General features: G+C 63.0%; 22 protein-coding genes. 13 read left to right on the top strand and 9 right to left on the bottom strand.

The genetic code is table 11. The features are described 5' to 3' along the window. Nucleotides 1–29 precede the first annotated feature (29 nt). From C5F53_RS08765 to C5F53_RS08755, 3 genes are read right to left on the bottom strand one after another with little or no spacing between them, the layout of a single operon-like run. Nucleotides 30–782, bottom strand: a complete 753-nt coding sequence (locus tag C5F53_RS08765; protein WP_105261008.1) for an SDR family oxidoreductase — start codon at nt 780–782, stop codon at nt 30–32. A 27-nt stretch (nt 783–809) separates the two neighbouring features. After that, nucleotides 810–1205, bottom strand: coding sequence for a DUF1398 domain-containing protein (locus C5F53_RS08760; RefSeq protein ID WP_105261007.1), 396 nt, complete (start codon nt 1203–1205; stop codon nt 810–812). An 11-nt stretch (nt 1206–1216) separates the two neighbouring features. Beyond that, entirely contained in the window at nt 1217–1582 is a 366-nt protein-coding gene (locus C5F53_RS08755) for a MarR family winged helix-turn-helix transcriptional regulator (protein WP_255413705.1), read from the bottom strand. Between the two features lie 250 nt (nt 1583–1832). Here C5F53_RS08755 and C5F53_RS08750 point away from each other — a divergent pair, with 250 nt between their 5' ends. From C5F53_RS08750 to C5F53_RS08740, 3 genes are all read left to right on the top strand, one after another. Beyond that, nucleotides 1833–2372 (top strand): PEP-CTERM sorting domain-containing protein, encoded by a 540-nt coding sequence (locus C5F53_RS08750; protein ID WP_105261006.1) that lies wholly within the window; start codon nt 1833–1835, stop codon nt 2370–2372. A 155-nt stretch (nt 2373–2527) separates the two neighbouring features. Continuing rightward, nucleotides 2528–2779, top strand: coding sequence for a hypothetical protein (locus C5F53_RS08745; RefSeq protein WP_236635318.1), 252 nt, complete (start codon nt 2528–2530; stop codon nt 2777–2779). Next, entirely contained in the window at nt 2769–3584 is an 816-nt protein-coding gene (locus tag C5F53_RS08740; RefSeq protein ID WP_105261004.1) for a zeta toxin family protein, read from the top strand. Before C5F53_RS08745 ends, C5F53_RS08740 begins: the two co-directional genes overlap by 11 nt. 31 nt (nt 3585–3615) lie before the next feature. Here C5F53_RS08740 and map read toward each other — a convergent pair whose 3' ends face one another. From map to hutU, 5 genes are all read right to left on the bottom strand, one after another. Beyond that, on the bottom strand, nt 3616–4407 hold the full coding sequence (map, locus tag C5F53_RS08735) for a type I methionyl aminopeptidase (protein ID WP_105261003.1): 792 nt from the start codon (nt 4405–4407) through the stop codon (nt 3616–3618). Then, entirely contained in the window at nt 4407–4664 is a 258-nt protein-coding gene (locus tag C5F53_RS08730) for a ParD-like family protein (protein WP_105261002.1), read from the bottom strand. Before C5F53_RS08730 ends, map begins: the two co-directional genes overlap by 1 nt. A gap of 68 nt (nt 4665–4732) precedes the next feature. After that, nucleotides 4733–6148, bottom strand: a complete 1416-nt coding sequence (locus tag C5F53_RS08725) for a DHA2 family efflux MFS transporter permease subunit (protein ID WP_105261001.1) — start codon at nt 6146–6148, stop codon at nt 4733–4735. A 52-nt stretch (nt 6149–6200) separates the two neighbouring features. Continuing rightward, nucleotides 6201–7748: a histidine ammonia-lyase gene (gene hutH, locus C5F53_RS08720; RefSeq protein WP_105261000.1), complete on the bottom strand. Its 1548-nt coding sequence runs from the start codon at nt 7746–7748 to the stop codon at nt 6201–6203. A gap of 26 nt (nt 7749–7774) precedes the next feature. After that, a complete protein-coding gene (gene hutU / locus C5F53_RS08715) occupies nt 7775–9478 on the bottom strand; it encodes a urocanate hydratase (RefSeq protein WP_105260999.1) in 1704 nt (567 codons plus the stop codon). A gap of 77 nt (nt 9479–9555) precedes the next feature. Here hutU and hutC point away from each other — a divergent pair, with 77 nt between their 5' ends. From hutC to C5F53_RS08670, 10 genes are all read left to right on the top strand, one after another. Beyond that, a complete protein-coding gene (hutC, locus tag C5F53_RS08710) occupies nt 9556–10257 on the top strand; it encodes a histidine utilization repressor (protein ID WP_105260998.1) in 702 nt (233 codons plus the stop codon). After that, nucleotides 10254–10853, top strand: a complete 600-nt coding sequence (locus C5F53_RS08705) for a HutD family protein (RefSeq protein ID WP_105260997.1) — start codon at nt 10254–10256, stop codon at nt 10851–10853. Before hutC ends, C5F53_RS08705 begins: the two co-directional genes overlap by 4 nt. Next, on the top strand, nt 10850–12067 hold the full coding sequence (gene hutI, locus C5F53_RS08700; protein WP_105260996.1) for an imidazolonepropionase: 1218 nt from the start codon (nt 10850–10852) through the stop codon (nt 12065–12067). Before C5F53_RS08705 ends, hutI begins: the two co-directional genes overlap by 4 nt. Next, nucleotides 12064–12861, top strand: a complete 798-nt coding sequence (gene hutG / locus C5F53_RS08695; RefSeq protein WP_105260995.1) for an N-formylglutamate deformylase — start codon at nt 12064–12066, stop codon at nt 12859–12861. The genes hutI and hutG overlap by 4 nt, the downstream gene beginning before the upstream one ends. Next, nucleotides 12858–14237: a formimidoylglutamate deiminase gene (locus C5F53_RS08690; RefSeq protein ID WP_105260994.1), complete on the top strand. Its 1380-nt coding sequence runs from the start codon at nt 12858–12860 to the stop codon at nt 14235–14237. The genes hutG and C5F53_RS08690 overlap by 4 nt, the downstream gene beginning before the upstream one ends. 178 nt (nt 14238–14415) lie before the next feature. Then, nucleotides 14416–18720: an EAL domain-containing protein gene (locus C5F53_RS08685; RefSeq protein ID WP_161499908.1), complete on the top strand. Its 4305-nt coding sequence runs from the start codon at nt 14416–14418 to the stop codon at nt 18718–18720. Continuing rightward, the gene (locus C5F53_RS20250) at nt 18717–18866 is read left to right on the top strand and encodes a hypothetical protein (RefSeq protein WP_161499907.1); all 150 of its coding nucleotides are present in this window, start codon (nt 18717–18719) and stop codon (nt 18864–18866) included. The genes C5F53_RS08685 and C5F53_RS20250 overlap by 4 nt, the downstream gene beginning before the upstream one ends. Further along, nucleotides 18863–19705 (top strand): HDOD domain-containing protein, encoded by an 843-nt coding sequence (locus C5F53_RS08680; protein WP_105260992.1) that lies wholly within the window; start codon nt 18863–18865, stop codon nt 19703–19705. Before C5F53_RS20250 ends, C5F53_RS08680 begins: the two co-directional genes overlap by 4 nt. 12 nt (nt 19706–19717) lie before the next feature. Continuing rightward, nucleotides 19718–21178, top strand: a complete 1461-nt coding sequence (locus C5F53_RS08675) for an ATP-binding protein (RefSeq protein WP_105260991.1) — start codon at nt 19718–19720, stop codon at nt 21176–21178. Continuing rightward, nucleotides 21175–22554, top strand: a complete 1380-nt coding sequence (locus C5F53_RS08670) for an HD domain-containing phosphohydrolase (protein WP_105260990.1) — start codon at nt 21175–21177, stop codon at nt 22552–22554. The genes C5F53_RS08675 and C5F53_RS08670 overlap by 4 nt, the downstream gene beginning before the upstream one ends. A 230-nt stretch (nt 22555–22784) precedes the next feature. Here the strand turns inward: C5F53_RS08670 and C5F53_RS08665 are convergent, their stop codons facing one another. Continuing rightward, entirely contained in the window at nt 22785–23072 is a 288-nt protein-coding gene (locus C5F53_RS08665; protein WP_105260989.1) for a hypothetical protein, read from the bottom strand. Nucleotides 23073–23305 lie beyond the last annotated feature (233 nt).

Raw genomic sequence — 23305 nt, 5'->3', positions numbered from 1 at the left:
ATCGCACCGGCATCTGGCTCTGAAAAGGCTCAGCCCCGCCCCACAAACGGCATGTTGGTGGCCATGATGGTCATGAACTGCACGTTGGTCGACAGCGGCAGCTGGGCCATGTGCAAGACAGCGTTAGCCACTTCCTGCACGTCCATCATGGGTTCCACGGCCACCTCGCCATGGGCCTGCAACACGCCGGTGGCCATGCGGGCCGACAGCTCGGTAAGTGCATTGCCAATGTCGATCTGGCCGCAGGCGATGTTGTACTTGCGGCCGTCCAACGAGATGGATTTGGTGAGGCCGGTGATGGCGTGTTTGGTGGAGGTGTAGGGCGCGGAGTTGGGGCGCGGGGCGTGGGCGGAGATGGAGCCGTTGTTGATGATGCGTCCGCCTTGCGGGCTCTGGCTCTTCATGAGGCGAAAGGCGCCTTGCGCGCAGAGGAAGGAGCCGGTGAGGTTGGCGTCCACCACCGTTTGCCATTGCGCAAAGCTGATGTCTTCGAAGTTGGCTTTGGGGGCGCCCACGCCGGCGTTGTTGAACAACAGGTCCAGCCGGCCAAACGTGTCCTTGATCATGGCAAACAACTGGTCCACCGATTCGGGCTGGCTCACGTCCACGCTGAAGGGGTGGGCGCGTTCGGTGCCGCTGGCCTGGGCCACCGCGTTCAGCGGCTCGGCCCGCCGCCCGGCCAATACGACGCGGTAGCCCGCTTGCAGCAGCGCCAGGGCCACGGCCCGCCCAATGCCAGTGCCCGCACCGGTGACCAATGCGACGGGAGAGGTGGAGTTCATGGGGGGGTCCTTCTAAAAACGAGAGGGTTAGTTGGGAAAGCGCTCGACATGTGTCTCGCCACGGCGGCCCAGGTAGACCACATGGCGGCCCGTGATCCAGACCGTGTAGCCCACGCAGCCGGCTTGCTGGGTGCGCTGCTTGAACTCAGGGTACATCACCCTGCCCTGCTGCGCACCCAAAATGGCGGCGCGCACGACGGCGCCGTCAAAGGCATCGGCAATGCCGTGCTGCGGGCGCTCGAAACTGAAGTCGGCGGTGTCGCCATCGGGCAGGTAATAGGTGGTGCGGCCGCTGCGGTAGTCCACATGGTAGGACTCTACCCCGGCGCCCACCAGTTGGCCAATCACCTGGCCAAAGTGGATGCTGCCCTGGTTGGAGGCTTCAAAGGTGGACTGGATGGTGGCGTGGGTGGTGGCGTTCATGGGTTGGCTTTCTAGGCGGTGGGGATGTCTTTGAGCTGGTGGTGTTGCACCAGGGCCTGCATGGCCTGGGTCAGCGCTTGGCGCTCTGCAGCGGGCAGGTGGCCAAAGAAATGGGCGTCGTTGGCATCGGCCAGCGCGGCCAGTTGGGGCACCAGCGCTTTGCCAGCGGCGGTCAGGCCCAGGCTTTGCGCGCGGGCGCGGCCATCCACCAACTGCCGCCCGGCCAGGCCTTTTTCTTCCAGGCGAGACACCACCTTGGACGCAGCCCCCTTGGTCATGCCCAGGGCGTCAATCAGCGCGGCATGCGTGGTTTCGTCTTGCGACCAGAGTGTACGCAGCGCCACCCATTCGGTGACGGTTACGCCCTTTGCTTCCAGCAGTTACTGGAAGCGAATAGACACGTGGTTGGAGACAAAGCGCAACCAGAAGCCCAAGTGGGCTTCCAGCGGTGCTGGTACTGGTTTGGTTTTGCGGCTGGCCATTAGGTTTCTCTGGAAACTATCTGTAGCTTAGTTTCCCAAGAAACCACTGTCAACACGTTCAAACCACACGTGTGACCTTTGGGCTGACACTCAGGGCAGCATTAAAATTTGTCGTGCAAAGCCAAATTCAATTAGGGAGTAAACAATGAAGAAGATTTTTGCTGCAGCCGTTTTTTCGTTCGCAGTGGTTGCGCAGGCAGCCACGTTCAACTACTCGTACAACCCAACGCCAGAATTCAGTATTTCTGGCTCGTTTGACGGCATCGCTACTGGCGACCTGGTCACAAACCTGTCGAATATCAGCGTCAGGGCCAGCTTCCTCAATGCGGAACTGGGTGGCGAAGGTGCCGCTCTTCCCTACCACTATGACACTCAGGCTGCAGATTGGGTGAGTGGTGATGCTGTGGTGTCGTTTAGCGGGGCGCAGAACAACTTTGCGTTCATTGCCGCCAAGACTTCCAATTATTTCAGGCCAATCGACAATGCCTACAGTTATGTAATTGGTTACAGCACGGGCGAAAGTTCGATCTATTACTTTTACAGCTATAACAAGGTCGCCGACCCCTACTGGAAATTGACCGAAGTGACAGCAGTGCCCGAGCCAGAGTCTTATGCCCTGATGTTGGCGGGGCTGGGTTTGATGGCAGGTGTTGCCCGCCGCCGCAAATTGGCGACAGCTGCATAAACTCACACTGCGCAACATACTGAATAAAAAAGCGGGAGCCGAGCTCCCGTTTTTTATGCTCATGCCAACTCTTGCTTCTAGGGCCATGAACGCTTGCCCCCCTTTGCAAGGGGCCGACTGTTAAAATGGGCCCACACAGGCTTTTTGGATCATTTATGTCTTCCCGCAACAGCTTGCCCTTGTCAGAACACGCAATGCAAATTGCCGAGCGTCGCTTCCCTGAGCTTGCGGCCAAGTCGGGGCACGCGGCCTACAAGACCACGTTGCACCGCACTGGCGCCGTCGTCGTGAAGACGAGTCAGGGCCAAATGGTGGAGCGTCGTGCGGATGGCACCTCCACCGTCATCAAGCCCCTGCCCCTGGGCAAGCGCGTGAAGCCTGGCGCCATCCTCAAGCGTGTCAAGTAAACCGGCAGGCAGCAAAACGGCGGCCAAGCCGCCCGCAAAACCTGCTCCTGCGGCCCAACCCCGGCTACGCGTACTGGCAGGCCCCAATGGATCGGGCAAGAGCACCATTCAAAGTGAACTCAAACCGCAGTGGATTGGCGTGTTCATCAACGCCGATGAAATTGAGCGCGCACTAAAAGACACCGGTGGCGAGCTCAGTTTGGCGAAGCTCGGCATCACAGCCCGGCCCGAGGCGGTGCTGCGTAGGCTCGAACAACACATCCAAAACTCCAAGTTTGCCGAGAAACTGGGGATGCACGCGTTGCTCGGGCAGATGACGATCAGCAAGTCGCTGACCTTGAAGGTGCCCAGCCCTTTTAACTCCTACCTCGCGTCGGTGCTGGCCGACGCTATCCGCCGGGAGTTGCTGGAAGAAGGCAAGACCTTCACCTTCGAGACGGTTATGTCTTCGCGCGACAAAGTCGATTTCATGAGGGAAGCGCGCAACCGGGGTTATCGGGTCTACCTCTACTTTGTCGCCACGGACGATCCCGAGATCAACCTGGACCGTGTGCGGCGCCGTGTCATGCAGGGCGGCCACCCTGTTCCAGCCGACAAAGTCAGAAAGCGCTACGGGGAATCAATCGGTCTGATGACCGAGGCCTCCGAGGTAGCCCATCGGGCGTACATCTTCGACAACTCGGGTTCCAGGCACAAGTTGTTGGCTGAAGTCCAGGAGCAAGCAGGTGAAGTCAGCCTCACCCTCCACACGAGTCGCATCAACACGTGGTTTGTGAACACGGCGCTGTGGCGGTCATTCTCCTAACGCATCCAGTGCGGCTGGCCTAGCGCGACTGTCACATCGCCGGATAAGCCCCGGTCCCGCCCGGCCACGCGGTCAACACCTCGTACCCATCCGCCGTCACCGCCACCATGTGCTCCCACTGTGCGGAGAGTGAGCGGTCTTTGGTCACCACGGTCCAGCCGTCGGCCAGTTGTTGGGTGTCGCGTTGGCCGGCATTCAGCATGGGCTCGATGGTGAAGACCATGCCGGGCTCCAGCGTCAGGCCGTGGCCGCGCTGGCCGTAGTGCAGCACCTGGGGTTCGTCGTGGTAGATCTGGCCGATGCCGTGGCCGCAGTACTCGCGCACCACGCTAAAGCGTTCGCGGTGGGCCACCGTCTGGATGGCGTGGCCCACATCGCCCAGCGTGGCGCCGGGCTTGACTTGCTGGATGCCGGCGCGCAAAGCTTCGTAGGTCGTTTCCACCAGACGCTTGGCCAACACGCTGGGCTCGCCCACATAGAACATGCGGCTGGTGTCGCCAAACCAGCCGTCCTTGTTGACGGCCACGTCGATGTTGACGATGTCGCCGTTCTTCAAAATCTTGTCGGCCGACGGGATGCCGTGGCACACCACCTGGTTCACAGAGGTGAGGATGGTCTTGGGGTAATCCAGATAGCCCAGGTTGGCGGGAATGGCGCCCTGCACGTTGACGATGTAGTCGTGGCAAATGCGGTCCAGCGCCTCGGTGCTGACGCCGGGCACGACATGCGGCTCGATCATGGCCAGCACTTGGGCCGCCAGCTGCGCGGCGCGGCGCGACAGGGCCAGTTCTTCGGCCGATTTGAGCGGGACGTCGTGCACCATCAGTGCTTCTTTTCAGCGGCGGACGCAGTGGGTTTGCCCAGCTGGCCTGCAGAGGCCATGGTGATGTCTAGCCCCCCCGCCAGTTCAGCCCGAATGAGCAGTTGGCAGATTTCCCGGTAGTCCAGTTCCGGGTACATCTCGGTCAGCATGCCGACGCGCATCCAGTGTTCGGCCTGTGCGTTGATAGACCGGCTGAGTGCACTGCCCGCCACACGCAGGTTCTCGTGCATCTGGTCCGAAATTTTGACAATACCCATGGGTTAACTCCATATGAAACGTATACGAATTATATATGCTTCATACATCGCCTCATGCAACCGAACTTTCAAGAAGCAGCCGCACTCCCCTTGCTGACACTCTCCCCATCCTCTGGCCGCAGCGTCCAGAACGCGGCGGACGACACCACGGTCAGCACTGCCAGCGCGATGAAGGCGTGGTGCAGCGATGCGGTCACGGCCAGCCGGTCGGACTGCGGCAGGCCTTCCAAGAAATAGGCCGTGATGAGCGAGCCAAAGGCCAGCCCGAAGCTCATGGACATTTGCTGCAGGGTACTGGCCAGCGTGCTGGCCATGGCGGTGTCGGCGGCGTCAATGTCGGCATAGGCCATGGAGTTCATGCTGGAGAACTGCAGCGAGTTGAACAGTCCCAGCGCCAGCCCCAGGCCCACAATGGCCCACAGCGGCGTGCCCGCATCCACCATCGCATAACTGGCAATGGCGCAGCCCACCAGCAGCGTGTTGACGATGAGCACGCGCCGGTAACCAAAACGCCGGAGCATGGGCGCGGCCAGCGCCTTCATGGCCATGGCGGCCACGGCGGCCGGCATCATCAACAGGCCCGACTGCCAGACCGGCAGGCCCAAACCCAGTTGGTACAGCAGCGGCAGCAAAAACGGCATGCCGCCCACACCCAGCCGCGTGACAAAACCGCCCAACACACCCACACGAAAGGTGCGCGTGGAAAACAGCGACAGGCGCAGCAGCGGGTGTGGCACCCGCTTGGCGTGCCAGCCATAGGCGGCCAGCAGCCCCAGCGACACGGCCACCAGCATGGCCACCGTCTCGTTGGAGAGACTTATTTCGCCAAACACCTCCAGCAGCCACGACAGCAAGCCAGCACCACTGGCGAACAACAGCAAGCCGCGCACATCCAGCGGGGGCGGTGTGTCGTTTTGGTAATTGGGCATGTGTTTGCTGGCAAACCACATGGCGGCCAGGCCCACGGGCACGTTCACAAAAAAGATCTCGCGCCACGAGGCCCAGTGCACGATCAGCCCGCCCACCGTGGGCCCCAGCAGGGGTCCCAGCAGCGCGGGGATGATGACGAAGTTCATGGCCTGCAGCAGCTCACCCTTGGAAAAAGTGCGCACGATGACCATACGCCCCACGGGCATCATCATGGCCGCTGCGATGCCCTGCGGCACCCGCGCGGCAATCAGCATGGTGGCGTTGACGGCCAGGCCGCACAACACCGACGACACCGTGAACAAGCCCACGGCAAACATGAAGACACGCCGGCTGCCATAGCGCTCGGCCAGCCAGCCGCTGATGGGAATGCTGACCGCCAGCGCCAGGATGTAGCTACTGACGACCGCCTTCAGGCTCAGCGGCGTAACGCCCAGACTGGCCGCCATCGCCGGGATGCCGGTGTTGACGATGGTGGAGTCCAGCTGCTCCATGAACAGCGCCGTGGCGACCACCCAGGGCAGGTAACGTTTGGTCGTGGATTCGCTGGTGGCCATGGCAAATGGTAGCCCCGGGGCAACAACCTTGCACCCGTTGCGGTATCGCCCCCTAGCCCGGAATCCAGAGCTTGGGCAGGCCGCTCAGTGGCTTGAGCAGCTTGGCCACTGCGCCGTCACGCACCAGCTGCGTGGCGTGTGCAATGTCGGGCGCCAGGTAGCGGTCCACGTGGTGGGCGGGCACGTCTTGGCGCAACAGCGCGTGCACGGCTTCGAGCACCGGCGAGCTTTGCAGCGGGCGCAAAAACTCGATGCCTTGCGCGGCGGCCAGCAGTTCGATGCCCAGGATGTGGGCGGTGTTGTGGATCATGCCCTGCAGGCGGCGCGCGGCGAAGGTGGCCATGGAGACATGGTCTTCCTGGTTGGCGCTGGTGGGCAGGCTGTCCACGCTGGCCGGGTGGGCCATGGATTTGTTTTCCGACGCCAACGCGGCGGCGGTAACGTGCGCAATCATGAAGCCACTGTTCAGGCCGGCATCGGCGGTGAGGAAGGGCGGCAGGCGCGACACGCCGCTGTCGATCAGCATGGCAATGCGGCGCTCGGCAATGGCGCCCACTTCGGCAATGGCCAGGGCCATGCCGTCGGCCGCCAAGGCCACGGGCTCGGCGTGGAAGTTGCCGCCGGAAATCATTGCTCCATCGTCGGGGAAGACCAGCGGGTTGTCCGTCACCGCATTGGCCTCGATCAGCAGCACGCGTGCGGCGTGGCGCAGCTGGTCCAGGCAGGCGCCCACCACCTGCGGCTGGCAGCGCAGGCAGTACGGGTCTTGCACGCGGTCGTCACCCTCTTCGTGCGACTTGCGGATCTGGCTGCCTACCAGCACCTCGCGGTAGTACTGCGCCACGTCGATCTGGCCGGGTTGGCCACGCACGGCGTGGATGCGCGGGTCAAACGGGCCATCGCTGCCACGCGCGGCGTCCAGCGTCAGCGCGCCGATCAGCAGCGCGGCTTCCAGCACCGGCTCAAACGCCAGCAAGCCGTGCAGTGCCAGCGCAGTAGAAGTTTGCGTGCCGTTGATGAGAGCCAGGCCTTCCTTGGCTTCCAGCTCCAGCGGAGTGATGCCCGCTTTCTGCAGGGCCTGCAGCGCGGGTACACGCTCGCCATTCACCATCATGTCGCCCTCGCCCATCAGCGCCAGCGTCATGTGGGACAGCGGGGCCAAATCGCCCGACGCGCCCACCGAACCTTGTGCGGGCACAAAGGGCACCAGGCCTGCGTTGTGTACGGCCAGCAGCGTGTCCACCACCAGTTCGCGGCAGCCGGAGTAACCGCGCGCCAGGCTGGCTGCCTTGGTGGCCATCATCAGCCGCATGATGGGCGCGGCCAACGGCTCGCCCACGCCCACGCTGTGGCTGCGGATCAGGTTGCGCTGCAGGGTAGCCAGTTGGTCTTTGCTGATGCGCTTATTGGCCAGCTTGCCAAAGCCGGTGTTCACGCCGTACACGGGCGCGTCGCCATCGGCAGCGGCTTTAACGAGTGCATGAGATGCCCGCATGGCCACGCGGGCAGATGCGGGCAGGCTCAGCTGGCACACACTGGCGTGGATCAGGCCCAGCTCGTCGAGCGTGATCTTTCCGGGGTGGAGGATGAGAGAAGTCATGGTTTTTTCTTTCTTGTTGTTGTGGATTATTTGGCGATCATCGGCAGGTTCATACCTTGTTCTTTGGCGCACTGCACGGCAATGTCGTAGCCCGCGTCGGCATGGCGCATCACGCCGGTGCCCGGGTCGTTCCACAACACGCGCTCCAGGCGTTTGGCGGCAGCGTCCGTGCCATCGGCCACGATGACCACGCCGCTGTGCTGGCTGTAGCCCATGCCCACGCCCCCCCCATGATGCAGGCTGACCCAGGTGGCGCCACCGGCGGTGTTGAGCAGCGCATTGAGCAGCGGCCAGTCGCTCACGGCGTCCGATCCGTCTTGCATGCTTTCGGTTTCGCGGTTGGGCGATGCCACGCTGCCGCTGTCCAGGTGGTCGCGGCCAATGACGATGGGAGCTTTGAGTTCGCCACGCTTCACCATTTCGTTGAAGGCCAGGCCGGCACGGTGGCGCTCACCCAGGCCAATCCAGCAAATGCGCGCGGGCAGGCCCTGGAAGGCGATGCGTTCACCCGCCATGTCCAGCCAACGGTGCAAGGCCTTGTCTTCAGGAAACAGTTCTTTCATCTTCGCGTCGGTCTTGCGGATGTCCTCGGGGTCACCGCTCAGCGCCACCCAGCGGAATGGGCCCTTGCCGCGGCAGAACAGCGGGCGCACATAGGCCGGCACAAAACCGGGAAAGTCGAACGCGTTCTGCACGCCCTGGTCCAGCGCCACCTGGCGGATGTTGTTGCCATAGTCCACCGTCGGAATGCCCATGGCCTGAAAGTCCAGCATGGCCTGCACATGCACCGCGCAGCCCTTGGCTGCCGCCAGGCGCAGCGCGGCGTGCTGGGTGTCGTCCGCTTGCGCGGCGCGCCACTGCTCCACGCTCCAGCCGCTGGGCAGGTAGCCGTTGACCAGGTCGTGGGCCGAGGTCTGGTCGGTCACGATGTCGGGGCGCACACCGCCAGTTGCACCACTCTTCACACGTTTCACCAGCTCGGGCAGGATGTCGGCCGCATTGCCCAGCAGGGCGATGGACACGGATTTTTTCTCGGCCGTGTAGCGGGCCAGGCGCGCCAGCGCGTCGTCCAGATCGGTAGCCTGCTCGTCCACATAACGGGTCTTGAGGCGGAAGTCGATGCGGCTTTGCTGGCATTCAATATTGAGCGACGACGCCCCGGCAAAGCTCGCCGCCAGCGGCTGCGCGCCACCCATGCCACCCAAGCCTGCGGTCAAGATCCAGCGGCCGGCCAGGCTGCCACCGTAGTGCTGCTTGCCCGCTTCCACAAACGTCTCGTAGGTGCCTTGCACAATGCCCTGGCTGCCAATGTAGATCCAGCTGCCGGCGGTCATCTGGCCGTACATCATCAAACCCTTTTTATCCAGCTCGTGAAAGTGCTCCCACGTCGCCCACTTGGGCACCAGGTTGGAGTTGGCAATCAGCACCCGTGGTGCGTCGGCATGGCTACGGAACACGCCAACCGGTTTGCCACTTTGCACCAACAGGGTTTCGTCTTCGTTCAAGTTGCGCAGGCTTTCCAGAATCGCCTCGTAGCAGTCCCAGTTGCGTGCGGCCTTGCCGATGCCGCCGTAGACCACCAGTGCGTCGGGGTTTTCGGCCACTTCGGGGTCCAGGTTGTTTTGCAGCATGCGGTAGGCGGCTTCGATGAGCCAGTTTTTGCAATGCAGCTCGATGCCACGGGGTGCGCGCACGGGGTGGGCTTGGGCGGGTGTGATGGTGGATGCCATGGTCTTTTCTCACAAACAACAAAGAATGCGGCGAAGTCTACTTGTCTAGACATGTCTATGCAACTAGAATTTGCACCATGGCTCAAGCACCCTATACCCGTGTCAAAGATTTTCTGAAACAAGGACTGGCCGAAGGCCGCTGGACGCCGGGCGCGCAGATGCCGTCTGAGTCCGAGCTAGTGAGCCAGTTCCAGGTCAGCCGCATGACGGTAGGCCGCGCCATCCGCGAGTTGCAGGCCGAAGGTCTGGTCACGCGCGTGCAGGGTGTGGGCACGTTTGCGGCGCACTTGGCGCGCGTGTCGTCCACCCTCACCATCACCGATTTGCACGAAGACATCTTGTCGCGCGGCCACCAGCACCAGGCGCGCGTGGTGCTGTCGCGCCAAGAGCCCACGGCCGATGGGCTGGCGCAGCAACTCGGCCTGCCGCTGGGCGCGCCGGTGTTCCACACGCTCATCATCCATTACGAGAACGGCGTACCGCTGCAGTGTGAGGACCGTTATGTCAACCCGGCCTGCGCGCCCGACTATTTGGGCGTGGACTTCACCCAAACCACACCCACACACTACCTGCTGGAGGTAGCGCCACTGTGGGAGGCGCAGTACTCTATCGAAGCCGGCCAACCCAGCGCACACGAGGCTGAACTGCTGGGCATCACCCCGGCAGACCCTTGCCTCATCATCGTGCGCCGCACCATGAACCGCGACGTACCTATCACCCTGGCGCGGCTGGTGCACCCCGGCGCGCGTTACCAAATCCACGGGCAGTTCAAGCCATGACGCCGCAACTCATCCACGCGCAGGATTGCACGCCCCAGCCCTGGCGCAATGGCGGCGGGCAAACGCGCGAACTGCTGGCGTGGCCGCCCGCAGATCCGGCAGACCCCTGGCAGCTGCGCATCAGCCGTGCGGACATTGACACCGATGGCCCTTTCTCTGCCTTTCCCGGCGTGCAGCGCTGGTTTGCCGTGCTGCAAGGTGCAGGCGTGGCCTTGCAGCTGGGCAGCGAACAGGTGCTGCGCGCTGGCGACGCGCCGCTGTACTTTGATGGCGCAGCCGCCCCCGGCTGCCGGCTGCTGGACGGCCCCACGCAAGACCTGAACCTCATGGTGCGCGGCGGCAAGGGCCTGATGCAGGCCGTGCAACCGGGCCTGGCCTGGCATGCCAGCTTGGTGGCTGGCGGCCTCTACACCTGCCATGCCGGCCGGTGGACCGATGGCACGCAGACCCTGCAGCTGGATGCCCACACCCTGCTCTGGCACTCCCAACCACGCAGCGCACGCTGGCAGTTTTTGGCGGACGATGCCGCGCAGGCCCCCTGCGCCTACTGGCTGGGCTTTTCTCCCCAAAGTGCCACCACCGGAGACCACGCATGACCGCCCTCACCCTCTGGCGCAATGCCAAGCTCGCCACGCTGCACGGCACCACCCCGTGGGGTTGGATTGAAGACGGCGCCCTGCTCACGCAGGGCGATCGCATCGCCTGGGTAGGCGAAGCATCTGCCCTGCCCGCCGCGCAGGTAAAACAGGTGGAGGACGAATACGACCTGGGCGGCGCGTTGCTGACACCGGGCCTGGTGGACTGCCACACACACCTGGTCTATGGCGGCCAGCGCGCGGCAGAGTTTGAGCAACGCCTGCAGGGCGCCAGCTACGAAGCCATCGCGCGCGCAGGCGGTGGCATACGCTCCACGGTAGCCGCCACGCGTGCCGCCAGCGACAAAGAACTGTTCGCCAGTGCCACCCGTTGCGCGCAAAGCTTGATAGCCGAGGGCGTGACCACCATCGAGATCAAATCGGGCTATGGCTTGAGTGAGGCCGACGAAGCACGTTGCCTGCGTGTGGCGCGCGCACTGGGCGACGCGCTGCCACTGAGTGTGCGCACCACCTACTTGGGCGCGCATGCCGTGCCGCCCGAGTTTGCGGGCCGCACCGACGACTATGTGGACGCCGTCTGCGCCTGGATGCCCGCGCTGCAGGCCGAAGGTCTGGTGGATGCGGTAGATGCGTTTTGCGAAAACATCGGTTTTACGCCTGCGCAAACGCGGCGCGTGTTTGAAGCGGCGCGCGCACTGGGCTTGCCAGTCAAGCTGCATGCCGAACAGCTGAGCGACCAGGGCGGGGCCGCGCTGGCCGCCGAGTTTGGCGCACTGTCGTGCGACCACCTGGAGCACTTGAGCGAATCCGGCATCCGCGCCATGCAAGCTGCCGGCACCGTGGCCGTGCTGCTGCCCGGTGCCTATTACTTTTTGCGCGACACCAAGCTCCCCCCCATAGCCGCCCTGCGCGCCCACGGCGTACCCCTGGCCATTGCCACCGACCACAACCCCGGCACCTCGCCCGGCCTGTCCTTGCTACTGATGCTCAACATGGCCTGCACGCTGTTTCGCCTGACGCCCGAAGAGGCGCTGCGCGGCGCCACGGTACACGGCGCACAAGCCTTGGGCCTGCACGACCGCGGCACGCTGGCGGCGGGCCAGCGCGCTGACTTTTGTGTGTGGGACCTGGAGCACCCCAACGAACTGGCCTACTGGTTTGGCCACAACCCTTGCCGCCGCGTCATCCACGGCGGGCTGGAGCGCAGCGTATGAGTCACCCCGTCTTCACCCTCACACCCGGCAGCACGCCGCTCTTGGTGAGCTTTCCCCACGTGGGCACCGAGATACCGGCGGACCTGCAAACCCGCCTGGTGCCGCGTGCACTGGCCACCGAAGACACCGACTGGTTTCTGGAGCCGCTCTACAGCTTTGTGCGCACCATGGGCGTCGGCACCATCGTGCCCCGCTATGCGCGTTATGTGGTGGACCTGAACCGCCCGCCAGAAAACGTGCCCATGTACCCCGGTGTGAACAACACCGAGCTGTGCCCCACCCGCTTTTTCAGTGGCGAGCCGCTGTACTACGAGGGCATGGCACCCAGCGAGGCCGAGATTTCTGGCCGGGTTGAGACCTACTGGCGCCCCTACCACGACGGATTGCAGACCGAGCTGCAGCGCCTGCGCAGCGTGCATGGCCACGCTGTCTTGTTTGATGCACACAGCATCCGCTCCGTGCTGCCCTGGCTGTTTGACGGCCAGTTGCCCGACCTGAACCTGGGCACCGTCAATGGCAGCAGTACCTCACCTGCATTGCGCGAGGCGCTATCGAAAGTATTGCAAGGCCAACAGGATTTCACCCAGGTGGTGGATGGCCGTTTCAAGGGTGGCCACATCACGCGCCACTACGGCCGGCCGGCCGAGAATGCGCACGCCATCCAGCTGGAGATGTGCTGGCGGTGTTACATGGTCGAGGAGCCGCCTTACGCTATCGACCCCACACGCGCCGCCGGCGTGCTGCCGGTGCTGCGGGCGCTGGTGCAAACCATGGTGAGCTGGAGACCCGCATGAGCGAAACATTGCTGTGGACACCGCAGGCTTGGCTGAATGGCCGCTGGGAACAGAACGTGTGCCTGGCTGTGGATGCGCAAGGCCGCTGGGCGGACATTACCTCCAACGTCCCCACCCCACCCGCCCACGCCACCGTGCTGCCCGGCCCGGTGCTGCCGGGTTTGGTCAACGCGCACAGCCACGCCTTTCAGCGCGCGTTTGCGGGCCTGGCCGAGCGACGTGAATCGGCGGCCGACGATTTCTGGTCCTGGCGCGACCGCATGTACGGTGTGGCGCTGCGCATCACGCCCGCGCAGCTGCGCGCCGTGGCGGCCCAGCTATATGTAGAGCTGCTGCAGGGCGGCTACACGCAGGTGTGCGAATTCCACTACCTGCACCACCAGCCCGACGGCCAGCCCTATGCGGACGAAGCCACCATGGCCTGGGCAGTAGCCGATGCAGCCGCCGATGCGGGCCTGGGCCTGACCGTGCTGCCCGTGCTGTACGAGCGCGCAGGTTTTGCCCAGCCCGCGTTGCGGCAGGACCAGCGCCGCTTTGCGGGCACACCGGATTTCATTGCCCGGCTGCAAGCCACGGTGCAGGCCAGTGGCCGGCCGCTGGTGAATGCGGGCGTGGCCATCCACTCGCTGCGCGCGGCCTCCACCGAATCTATCGACGCCCTGCTCGCCCAGGTGGGCGATGCAGACATGCCCATCCACATCCATGTGGCCGAACAGATGCAGGAGGTGCACGACTGCTTGGCCTCTACAGGCCAGCGGCCCATCGCCTGGCTGGGCCAGCGCTGGCAAATGGACGCACGCTGGCAACTGGTGCACGCCACGCACACCGAGCAGGCCGAGATCGACGCCGTGGCGCGCAGCGGCGCCGGCATCGTCATCTGCCCCAGCACCGAAGGCAACCTGGGCGATGGCTTTGCCGACCTGCCGGCGTGGCTGGCCGCGGGCGTGCCCATGGCCGTGGGATCGGACAGCCATGTGTCGCGCCAGTGGGCGGAAGAACTGCGCTGGCTGGAATACGGCCAGCGCCTGCGCCTGCAGCAGCGCAATGTGGCCGCCGCGCCAGGGCAGCAGCCCGCCACAGCCGCCCGCCTGTTCGACGCCGCCTTGCAAGCCGGTGGCCCGGCCGCTGGCCAGGCGCAATGGGGACTGACGCGCGGCGCACGTGCCGACGCACTGGTGCTGGATGTGCAAACACCGGGGCTGCTGGGTGTGCCCGCCAGCCACCAGTTGGATGCGCTGGTGTTTGCCACCAACCGCTCGGCCCTGAGCCAGGTCTGGGTGGCTGGCCGCAAGCTGGTGCATGCGGGCCGCCATGTGGAGCAGGACCGCATTGCACAGGCGTTCGAGGCCACCATGCAGGCGCTCTGGGAAAATTAAGCCAAATTGGCCTCTAACCACCGTGGATATTGCGCAAGAAGCTACTATTTTTATAGCAAACCAGAACTAAATCATATAAAAGTAGTTAGTGAAAACCCGTAGACGAATCGCGCTATTACGTCCTTGGTGATTGCGGGCAATGCCCCTAGACTGTGGAACATGGTTTAACCACCGGCACATGATCCACCTCTACCCTGGCGACCCGCACCGCGCGCACCCTGCGCCATCCCAGGGACGCAGCTCCGTCAAACTCAAAATCATTTGGGTCGCGTTGGTGGCCATCCTGTTTTCGGGAATCGGCTTGCTTGTGGTGCTCTTGCACCTGCGTACCCTGGCATTGGACACAGGGGCCCGGCTGACAGAGTCATTTGCGCTGGGCATTGAGGAGCAAACTACACGCTCCTTGCAAGCGGTAGATATGAGTTTGCAATTGGCCGCCAACAAACTGGCGCAGCTGCAAACCAGCGGCACATTGACGCAGCGCAGCGCTGGTGTCGCCTTGCGCGAAAGCCGGGACCAAATCCCTTTTGTCTCCGAGCTGGTGGTAACAGATGCCAACGGCCAGGTGCAGTACGAGTCGGGCGGCAGTGCCATTGGTGTCAACTTGGCAGACCGTGCGTATTTTCAGCACTACCGCGACAGCGCAGACACGGGGTTTTACCTGGGCAGCCCGGTCCAGGGGCGGGTGTCTGGCAAGTGGCATTTGAATGCAGTGCGGCCCCTGCGCAGTGCCGATGGCACGCTCACTGGTGTGATGGTCATGGGGGTCAACCCCCAGTACCTGAACAAGCTGTGGGAGCGCATCGACCTGGGGGACCAGGGCTCCATCTCCCTCTTCAGCCAAGAGGGTGTGCTGATGATGCGCACGCCGTTTGATGCCACCATCATGGGTAAAAATTTTGGGGACAGGCCGCTCTTCAAGACGCTGCTGCCGGCCAACGCCCATGGCAATTTTCAGAGTGTCAGCCCGATCGACCAGGTGACACGCATGTTTTCTTATCGGCAACTGCAGGAGTACCCCCAGTTGGTGGCGGCGGTCGGCATTTCGCACCCGCTACTGCTGGCACCGTGGGAGCGTTTGGCCTGGATTGCGGCAACGATCTGGGGAATCGCGTCGGCTGTCGTGCTGACCCTGTGTTACTTCCTCAACCAGACGTGGCAGCAAACCGTCAGCAGCGCCGCCCGGCTGCAAACCATGGCGCGGCGTTTTGAACTGTCGACCGACGCGGCCTCAGTAGGCGTGTGGGATTGGGACATCGGACACGACACCTGGTATGCGTCGCCCACCTACTACACCATGCTAGGTTATGCCCCCGAAGAAGGCCCAGGAAACCGGGCCCTGTGGCTATCCAGAGTGCACCCGGAAGACCGGGCGGGTATTGAGGAGCAGATCCGCAGCGCACTGGCCAATGGGTCGGCCGACTACCAATACGAAGGACGCCTGCAGCACGCCGATGGCAACTACCACTGGATGCAGGTGATTGGCCGGGCGCTGGAGCGGGATGACGCGGGCAAACCGTTGCGGCTCATGGGGGTACGGCTTGACATTACACAACGCAAGCTGGCCGAAGACGCCTTGCGCCACAGCGAGGCCTTCAGCCTGGCGATTCTGGATTCAGTGGTGGCCGAGATTGCGGTGCTAGACACCCGCGGGACCATTCTGGCGGTGAATGCACCCTGGCGGCGCTATGGCGTGGACAACGGCAGCCCGGAAGGCATCAGCGCACTGCGCGCAGGGCCGGGCGACAACTACCTGGAAGCCTGCCACCTGCCGCAGACCGACGTAGCCAGCGACAGCCAGAAAGCGCTGAACGGCATTGAAGCCGTGCTGCAGGGGCGTTTGCCCAGCTTCTTTATGGAGTACCCCTGCAACAGCCCGACCCAGGAACGCTGGTTCAGCATGAGCGTGACGCCGCTGGGCACCGAGGGCGCAGGCGTGGTGGTGGCGCACCTAGACATTACCGAGCGCAAGGCACAACAGGCCATGCTGAAGCTGTCGGAGCAGGTCTTTGCGCAGGGGCTAGAGGGCATCATGGTCACCAACGCCAAGGGCCGCGTGGTGCTGGTGAACCAGGCGTTCACCGATATCTCCGGCTACGCGCAGGCCGATGTGATTGGGCAAAAACCGCGCTTGCTGGCCTCGGAACGCCACGGCGACGACTTTCACCAGGCCATCACCGACGCGGTGCGAACCCAGGGCACCTGGCAGGGCGAGATCTGGAGCCGGCGCAAAAACGGCGCCGAGTACCCGCAGTGGCTCAAGATCAGCGTGGTGCGCGATGCGGGCGGCAAGGTCTGCAACTTTGTGGGCACCTTCAGCGACATCTCCGAACAAAAGGCCAACCAGGAGAAGATCAACTGGCTCTCGCATTTTGACCCACTCACCGGCCTGCCCAACCGCTTTTTGCTGCACGACCGTGCCGCCCACGCCATCAGCATGGTGCAGCGCGCCGAGCAGCCGCTGGCCATGATGCTGGTGGGGATTGACCACTTCAAGACCATCAACGACACACTGGGTTATGCCGCTGCAGACCAGGTGCTGCAACAGGTGGCGCAGCGGCTACGGCAGTCGGTGCGTGACCAGGACACACTGGCGCGCATGGGCGGCAAAGAGTTTGTGCTGGTGCTGCCCGGCACCCAGGCCGAAGGGGCAGCCCACCTGGCCACCAGCCTGCTGTGGAAGCTGAGCCAGCCCTACGAGGTGGACGGGCAAGCGCTGACCCTGAGCGCCACCATTGGCATTGCCACCTACCCCGACAACGGCGCAGATTGCAATGCCCTGCTCAATGCGATTGAAATTGCCATGCACCGTGCGCAGGCCAATGGCCGGGGCAGCTTTCAGTTTTACAACGAGGGCATCTACCTGCAGGTGCTGGCGCGCGACCACCTTACCAAGGCCTTGCGCAACGCCATTGGGCTGAACCAGCTGAGCCTGGAATACCAGCCCCTGGCCGACCTGCAATCGGGACAGATCAGCGGCATGGAAGCCTTGCTGCGCTGGACTCACCCCGAGCTGGGCCGGGTGTCGCCGGTGGAATTCATTCCCCTGGCCGAGGAGTCGGGGCTGATCAAGGGGATTGGCGAGTGGGTGCTGCGCAGGACCTGTGAGGACATCCAGAACTGGCAGCGCAATGGCATCGTGGTGCCGCACGTGGCGGTCAACGTGTCGCCCCTGCAGTTTCGGGACCGGGACTTGCTCGCACAGGTCCGGCGTGCGCTGGACGACTTCCAGATCGACCCGTCGCTGATCTACCTGGAAGTGACCGAGAGCGCGCTGATGGAGGATGTGGACCGCAGTGAGGCCATGCTGCGGGAGCTCAAGGCCATGGGCCTGCGCCTCTCGCTGGATGACTTTGGGACCGGCTACTCGTCGCTCAGCTACCTCAAGCGTTTTCCGTTTGACAAGGTGAAGATCGACCAGTCCTTTGTGCGCGACATCACCAACAACCGCACCGACATTGTCATCGTGCGCGTGATCGTGTCCATGGCCCATGGCCTGGGCCTGAAGGTGATTGCCGAGGGGGTGGAAACCGAGAGCCAGTGCGAAATCATGCGCACCAACGTGTGTGATGAGATACAGGGCTACTTTTTCTCCCGCTCGGTATCGGCCCAGACGATTGAGACACTGTTTGCCCAGCCCTTGCAGCTGCCGGGCGAGTTGCTGCGCTTCCGCAAGCCGCAGCGCACCCTGCTGCTGGTGGACGACGAGGCCAATGTACTGGCCTCGCTCAAGCGCCTGTTCCGCCGCGACGGCCACAACATCATCACCGCCAGCAGCGGCCAGGAGGGGCTGGACATTTTGGCCAAACACAATGTGGATGTGATCATCTCCGACCAGCGCATGCCTGGCATGACGGGCGTGGAGTTTCTGCGCGCCGCCAAGACCAGCCACCCGGACACCATCCGCATCGTGTTGTCGGGCTACACCGAGCTCCAATCGGTAACCGACGCCATCAACGAGGGCTCGATCTACCGCTTCTTGACCAAACCCTGGGAAGACGAGCAACTGCGCGACCACATCCGCAAAGCCTTTGAATACAAGGAGCTGCAGGAAGAGAACCAGCAACTGGACATCAAGATCCGCACCACCAACCAGGAGCTGGTGTCGGCCAATATGCAGCTCAACGCCGTGCTGGAGACCACCCGCAACCAGGTGCTGCGCGACGAGACCACGCTGGCCATCGTGCGGGAGGCGCTAGAGTGCATTCCCCTGCCGGTGATTGGAGTGGGTGACGATGGGCTGGTCGCTTTTGTGAACGAAGGGGCCGACACCCTGCTGCGCGACCACGGCCTGTTGCTGGGCGAGGCGCTGTCGCAATGCCTGCCCGCGGTACACGCTGTGGTCAGCCACTCGGCAGAACACGCAGCCCAGCCGTTTCAGCTGGGTACGCGCAGCCTGCAGATCGCTTGGAGCGGCATGGGCGTGCGTTCACAGTCCAAGGGGATGCTCATTACGTTCACCGAACTCCTGGGGGCTGCGTGACCGCTACGACCAGCCCACCCGCCGCCCCTCTGCCCTGGCCCACCCAGGAGCGGCTGGACTACCTGTTTCGGCATGTGGCGCAAGACCCGGGAGCGCAGGTGCTGAAGGCCCTGTTGCAAGACTTGTTAACACCGGCACAGCCATGACGTCCCCCGCCCTGCCCGATCTGGCGCCGGTGATCAACAGCCTGCCTTCGCTGTCTGCCGTGGTGCTGGACCTGCTGCAAAGCCTGGGACACGAGGAAGTCGGCAACACGCTGCTGGCCCAGAAGATCAGCCAAGACCAGGCCCTGTCTGCGCGCACGCTCAAGCTGGCCAACTCCTCGTTTTATGGCAGCAATTTTCGCAGCAAGACGGTGCATGAGGCGGTGGCGGTACTGGGTAGCAAAACCATACGCCGCCTGGCCACGGCCTCGGCCCTGATTGACGGGCTGCAAGGCGGTGGACGCAGCGGGTTTGACGTGACATCGTTGTGGCGCCACTCGATTGCCACCGCCCTGTGTGCCGCCGAATTGGCGCAAGCCACCGACGGCCCCTCCGACATTGCCTATGTGGCAGGCCTGCTGCACGACGTAGGCCGGCTGGCGCTGGCCACCCACCTGCCCACCGAATACCAGCAGGCCATGGCCTACCGCGCGCAGCACGACTGCAGCGTGCTGCAGGCCGAGCGGCAGGTGCTTGGCACGGACCACTCGGCCGTCGGTGAGGCCCTGGCCCAGCACTGGAAGTTGCCCGAGGAGCTGCAGCAAGCCGTGGCCTGCCACCACGCCGTGCGGGCCGGCAACAAGGGGCTGCTGCCCATCATCGTGCTGGCAGCGGACGCCATGGCACACGCCCTGGACCTGGCGCAGGACCCGGGCGAGGCGGTACCACCCATCCCCGCCATGGTCTGGAGCACACTGGCGCTGGACGACGCAGCCCTGCAAAGGGTGATGCGCAAGGTGTTACAACAATTCGAAGCCGCCAGCAGTGTGCTGGACTCTTGAGAAAGACCACACATGGACGCCCACAGCAACACCTTGCCAACCGGACTGGGCTTTGGAAGCATTGACCAGACGGTGTTTTTTGAAGGCAGCCCGGTCGCCACCTTCATCATCAATGCCGACCATGTGGTCACCCATATGAACAAGGCTTGCGCCACCACGCTAGGCATTGCCGCGCAAGACTACATTGGCAAAGTCGGCCTCGGCCAGGTTTTTTATGGCTACGACCGCCCGGTAATGGCCGACCTGATCGTGGACGGCGCGATGAAAGAAATCATCGACGACCTGTACCAGAACAAGTACCGCGCCTCGCTGCTGATTGCCGACGCCTACGAGGCCGAGGGTTTCTTTCCCACCCTGGGCCAAGGCGGGCGCTGGCTGTTTTTTACCGCCGCGCCCCTGCGCAACGAACATGGCAACCTGATCGGTGCGATCGAGACGCTGCAAGACATCTCGGAACGCAAGATTGCCGAAGCCGCCCTGCTGAAGGCGCAAACCGAGATTGAGCTGGTGGTGGAGCAACGCACGGCGCAGTTGGCCGAGGTGAACCAGACCCTGCGCGAGGACGTAGACCGGCGCGAGCTAGCCGAGCAAAACCTGCTGAACCGCAACAACGAACTCAACGCCCTCAATGCCAAGCTGACCGAGGCGCACGAACACCTGATTCAGTCCGAAAAACTGGCCTCTATTGGGCAGCTGGCGGCGGGTGTGGCGCACGAAATCAACAACCCGATTGGCTACATTTTCTCCAACTTTGGCACGCTGGAGAAATACCTGGCGGACCTGTTCCACATGCTGGAGGTGTATGCCGAGTGGGAGCAAAAAACCAGCGACAAGGCCATGCAGGCCCAGCTGAAGCAGGAGCGCGACAACATCGAGCTGGATTTCTTGCAAGAGGACATTCCGGTCCTCATGAAAGAGTCACGCGAGGGCATTGTGCGGGTGCGCGAAATCGTGCAAGACCTGAAAGACTTCTCGCACGTGGACAAGACCCTGGACTGGCAGTTTGCCAACCTGAACCAGGGCATAGAAACCACGCTGAACGTGGTGAACAACGAAGTGAAATACAAGGCCGATGTGGTGCGCGAACTGGGCAGCCTGCCCGATGTGCAGTGCATGCCCTCACAGATCAACCAAGTGGTGCTCAATCTGATTGTCAATGCCGCCCACGCTATGGGGCCGGAGCGCGGCGTCATCACTTTGCGCTCTGGCCGCCTGGAGGACAGCGTGTGGTTTGAGGTGGCCGATACGGGCAGCGGCATTCCCAAAGACGTGTTGCCCAAAATTTTTGACCCGTTCTACACCACCAAACCGATTGGCAAAGGCACCGGGCTGGGCCTGTCACTGTCGTATGGCATTGTGCAAAAACACAATGGCAACATTGAGGTGCAAACCGAGATCGGCAAGGGCACCACCTTTCGCGTCACGCTTCCTTTGCTGCAGCCCCAAACCCCTGAATCTGGCGACCGACTATGACCCTTGAAACGCCCGACCTGGGCCACAAAGAAACGATGGCCGCGTTCAGCATCCTGTGCGTGGACGATGAACCCAACATCCTCTCGGCGCTGCGGCGCCTGTTTCGCGGGCAAGGCTTCAAGGTCCACATTGCAGAGAGCGGCAAGGCCGGGCTGGAGGTGCTGGCCAGCCAGCAGATCGACCTGGTCATCTCGGACATGCGCATGCCAGAGATGGACGGCGCCCAGTTTTTGGAGCAGGTGAAGATGCGCTGGCCCGGCACGGTGCGCCTGCTGCTCACCGGCTACGCCGACATCAGCTCCACCATAGGCGCCATCAACCGCGGCGAGATTTACCGTTACATCACCAAACCCTGGGACGACACAGACATCAGCCTCATCGTGCGCCAGGCCCTGGAGCGGCAGGCCCTGGCGCTGGAGAAGGCCCGGCTGGAGACCCTAACGCAGCAGCAGAACGAAGCGCTGCAAGTGCTGAACGCGTCGCTGGAAGCCAAAGTCTCGGAGCGTACGGCTGAGCTCAAGGTTGCCAACGACAGGCTCAAAGACAGCTTCATCACTTCTATCAAGGTGTTTTCCACCCTCATAGAAATGCGCGGTGGCAACCTGGCGGGCCACTCCCGGCGCGTGGCCGACCTGTGCCGCAAAATTGCACAAAAACTGGGGCAGGACAGCAAGCAGGTGCAAGAAATTTTTGTGGCGGGCCTGCTGCACGAAATTGGCAAGGTCGGCTTTGCCGACGAACTGCTCAACACGCCCGTGGCCATGATGACGCCCGAGCAGTTGGAGGCCTACCGCAAACACTCGCTGCACGCCGAGCAGTTGCTCATGCCGCTGCAGGATTTGCAGAAATCGTCCGAATACATCTGCGCCCAGTTCGAGCGTTTTGATGGCTCCGGCTTCCCAGGCCACTTGGCCGGCGAAGACATTCCTCTGGGCGCGCGCATCCTCGTTCTGGCGAGTGACTACGACAACATGCAGATCGGCACCCTGACCCAGCGGCGCCTGACCCCGGAAGAGTCCAAGATCATCATCATCCACGGCAGCGGCAAACGCTACGACCCACGCGTGGTGGAGGCCTTCAAGGAAATACTCTGGCCCACCGTGCCCAAACCCGAGCCCGAAAAATCGCCCTACGACGAACTGGCCGCCCTCTCCCCCGCGCTCATATCCGGCATGGTGCTCGCCCGTGACCTGATCACCCCCAACGGGCTGCTCATGCTGTCCGCCAAACACGTGCTGGACCAGCGCCTGATCGACAAAATTGTGGACTACGAGCGCTCCACCGGCATGGAGCTCACCGCCTACATCCGGGTGCCCAAGGGTTACGTCCCACCCCCGGTGAAAATTCCAACCGGCGATGACGCGACGGCGATTTGAGGCCAAGCGCCTCAACTGCGCGCAGCCCCATTTTCAAGCAAAAAGTGGCTCTAGCATCCGTGGTTATTGCGCAAGCAGCTTCTCTTTTGATAGCATTTTTTGTAGGCAGTAACTCCGCACGCAATGCGCTGATTGTTTGACACTGATGCGTCATCGGCAGAACTCGACCCCAAGCGGAAGTCGGTGGCTTCAGATTCAACGCCGGATAGCCAACCAATCGCGTCACACCTCTACATCACCTTCTTGACCACCCAAGCCGCCACAAGGGCCAGGCCCAGCAGCCATTGAAGCCACCAGGCAGCGTTGCAAGCTTGCGCGAAACCGGCCACCAAAGCCGCTTTGTTGCGGGCGAACAGCCCCAGAACCAGGGAGACGCAGAACGCGATTGCCCAAGCAAACCAGGCAACCCCCAAGCCCATGCACCCGAAGCTCTCGCACTGCAGGCGCCAAATGGCGACGGCAGTCGCGAACAAGGCGAGGACCGCAATCACGTAAAGACTGACAAGTGTTTTAGCCATGGCAACAGCCTAACGCAAAAAGCGTAACCGCTATCCCACGGCACCGGTACCAGCCCCTGGGGCAAGGCTCCACCCAGCGCCGCTTAGTCTCAAGTTCTTAAGCCAAATCTTGATTTCCAAATCGAATTGCGACACCTCATGAGCGCATGACGAAGGGCTGAGGATGGAGTGAATTGGTTAGCCTTTTGGTTCCTACACCGACAGGTTTGCCAATGACCCACAACCACCTCAGC

The organism is Rhodoferax sp. TS-BS-61-7, from assembly GCF_002943465.1.
Lineage (GTDB): Bacteria > Pseudomonadota > Gammaproteobacteria > Burkholderiales > Burkholderiaceae_C > Allorhodoferax.
Note: the sequence above shows the minus strand (reverse complement) of the source record. Positions and strands in the feature narration are given on the sequence as shown.

What these genes read in the sequence shown, in the direction of transcription:
- C5F53_RS08665 (WP_105260989.1), bottom strand. Translation starts at nt 23,072, where the DNA reads ATGGCTAAAACACTTGTCAGTCTTTACGTGATTGCGGTCCTCGCCTTG.
- C5F53_RS08675 (WP_105260991.1), top strand. Translation starts at nt 19,718, where the DNA reads ATGGACGCCCACAGCAACACCTTGCCAACCGGACTGGGCTTTGGAAGC.
- C5F53_RS08760 (WP_105261007.1), bottom strand. Translation starts at nt 1,205, where the DNA reads ATGAACGCCACCACCCACGCCACCATCCAGTCCACCTTTGAAGCCTCC.
- C5F53_RS08680 (WP_105260992.1), top strand. Translation starts at nt 18,863, where the DNA reads ATGACGTCCCCCGCCCTGCCCGATCTGGCGCCGGTGATCAACAGCCTG.
- C5F53_RS08750 (WP_105261006.1), top strand. Translation starts at nt 1,833, where the DNA reads ATGAAGAAGATTTTTGCTGCAGCCGTTTTTTCGTTCGCAGTGGTTGCG.
- C5F53_RS08685 (WP_161499908.1), top strand. Translation starts at nt 14,416, where the DNA reads ATGATCCACCTCTACCCTGGCGACCCGCACCGCGCGCACCCTGCGCCA.
- C5F53_RS08670 (WP_105260990.1), top strand. Translation starts at nt 21,175, where the DNA reads ATGACCCTTGAAACGCCCGACCTGGGCCACAAAGAAACGATGGCCGCG.
- C5F53_RS08745 (WP_236635318.1), top strand. Translation starts at nt 2,528, where the DNA reads ATGTCTTCCCGCAACAGCTTGCCCTTGTCAGAACACGCAATGCAAATT.
- C5F53_RS08705 (WP_105260997.1), top strand. Translation starts at nt 10,254, where the DNA reads ATGACGCCGCAACTCATCCACGCGCAGGATTGCACGCCCCAGCCCTGG.
- map (WP_105261003.1), bottom strand. Translation starts at nt 4,407, where the DNA reads ATGGTGCACGACGTCCCGCTCAAATCGGCCGAAGAACTGGCCCTGTCG.
- C5F53_RS08765 (WP_105261008.1), bottom strand. Translation starts at nt 782, where the DNA reads ATGAACTCCACCTCTCCCGTCGCATTGGTCACCGGTGCGGGCACTGGC.
- hutH (WP_105261000.1), bottom strand. Translation starts at nt 7,748, where the DNA reads ATGACTTCTCTCATCCTCCACCCCGGAAAGATCACGCTCGACGAGCTG.
- hutI (WP_105260996.1), top strand. Translation starts at nt 10,850, where the DNA reads ATGACCGCCCTCACCCTCTGGCGCAATGCCAAGCTCGCCACGCTGCAC.
- hutU (WP_105260999.1), bottom strand. Translation starts at nt 9,478, where the DNA reads ATGGCATCCACCATCACACCCGCCCAAGCCCACCCCGTGCGCGCACCC.
- C5F53_RS08730 (WP_105261002.1), bottom strand. Translation starts at nt 4,664, where the DNA reads ATGGGTATTGTCAAAATTTCGGACCAGATGCACGAGAACCTGCGTGTG.
- C5F53_RS08690 (WP_105260994.1), top strand. Translation starts at nt 12,858, where the DNA reads ATGAGCGAAACATTGCTGTGGACACCGCAGGCTTGGCTGAATGGCCGC.
- C5F53_RS08725 (WP_105261001.1), bottom strand. Translation starts at nt 6,148, where the DNA reads ATGGCCACCAGCGAATCCACGACCAAACGTTACCTGCCCTGGGTGGTC.
- hutC (WP_105260998.1), top strand. Translation starts at nt 9,556, where the DNA reads ATGGCTCAAGCACCCTATACCCGTGTCAAAGATTTTCTGAAACAAGGA.
- hutG (WP_105260995.1), top strand. Translation starts at nt 12,064, where the DNA reads ATGAGTCACCCCGTCTTCACCCTCACACCCGGCAGCACGCCGCTCTTG.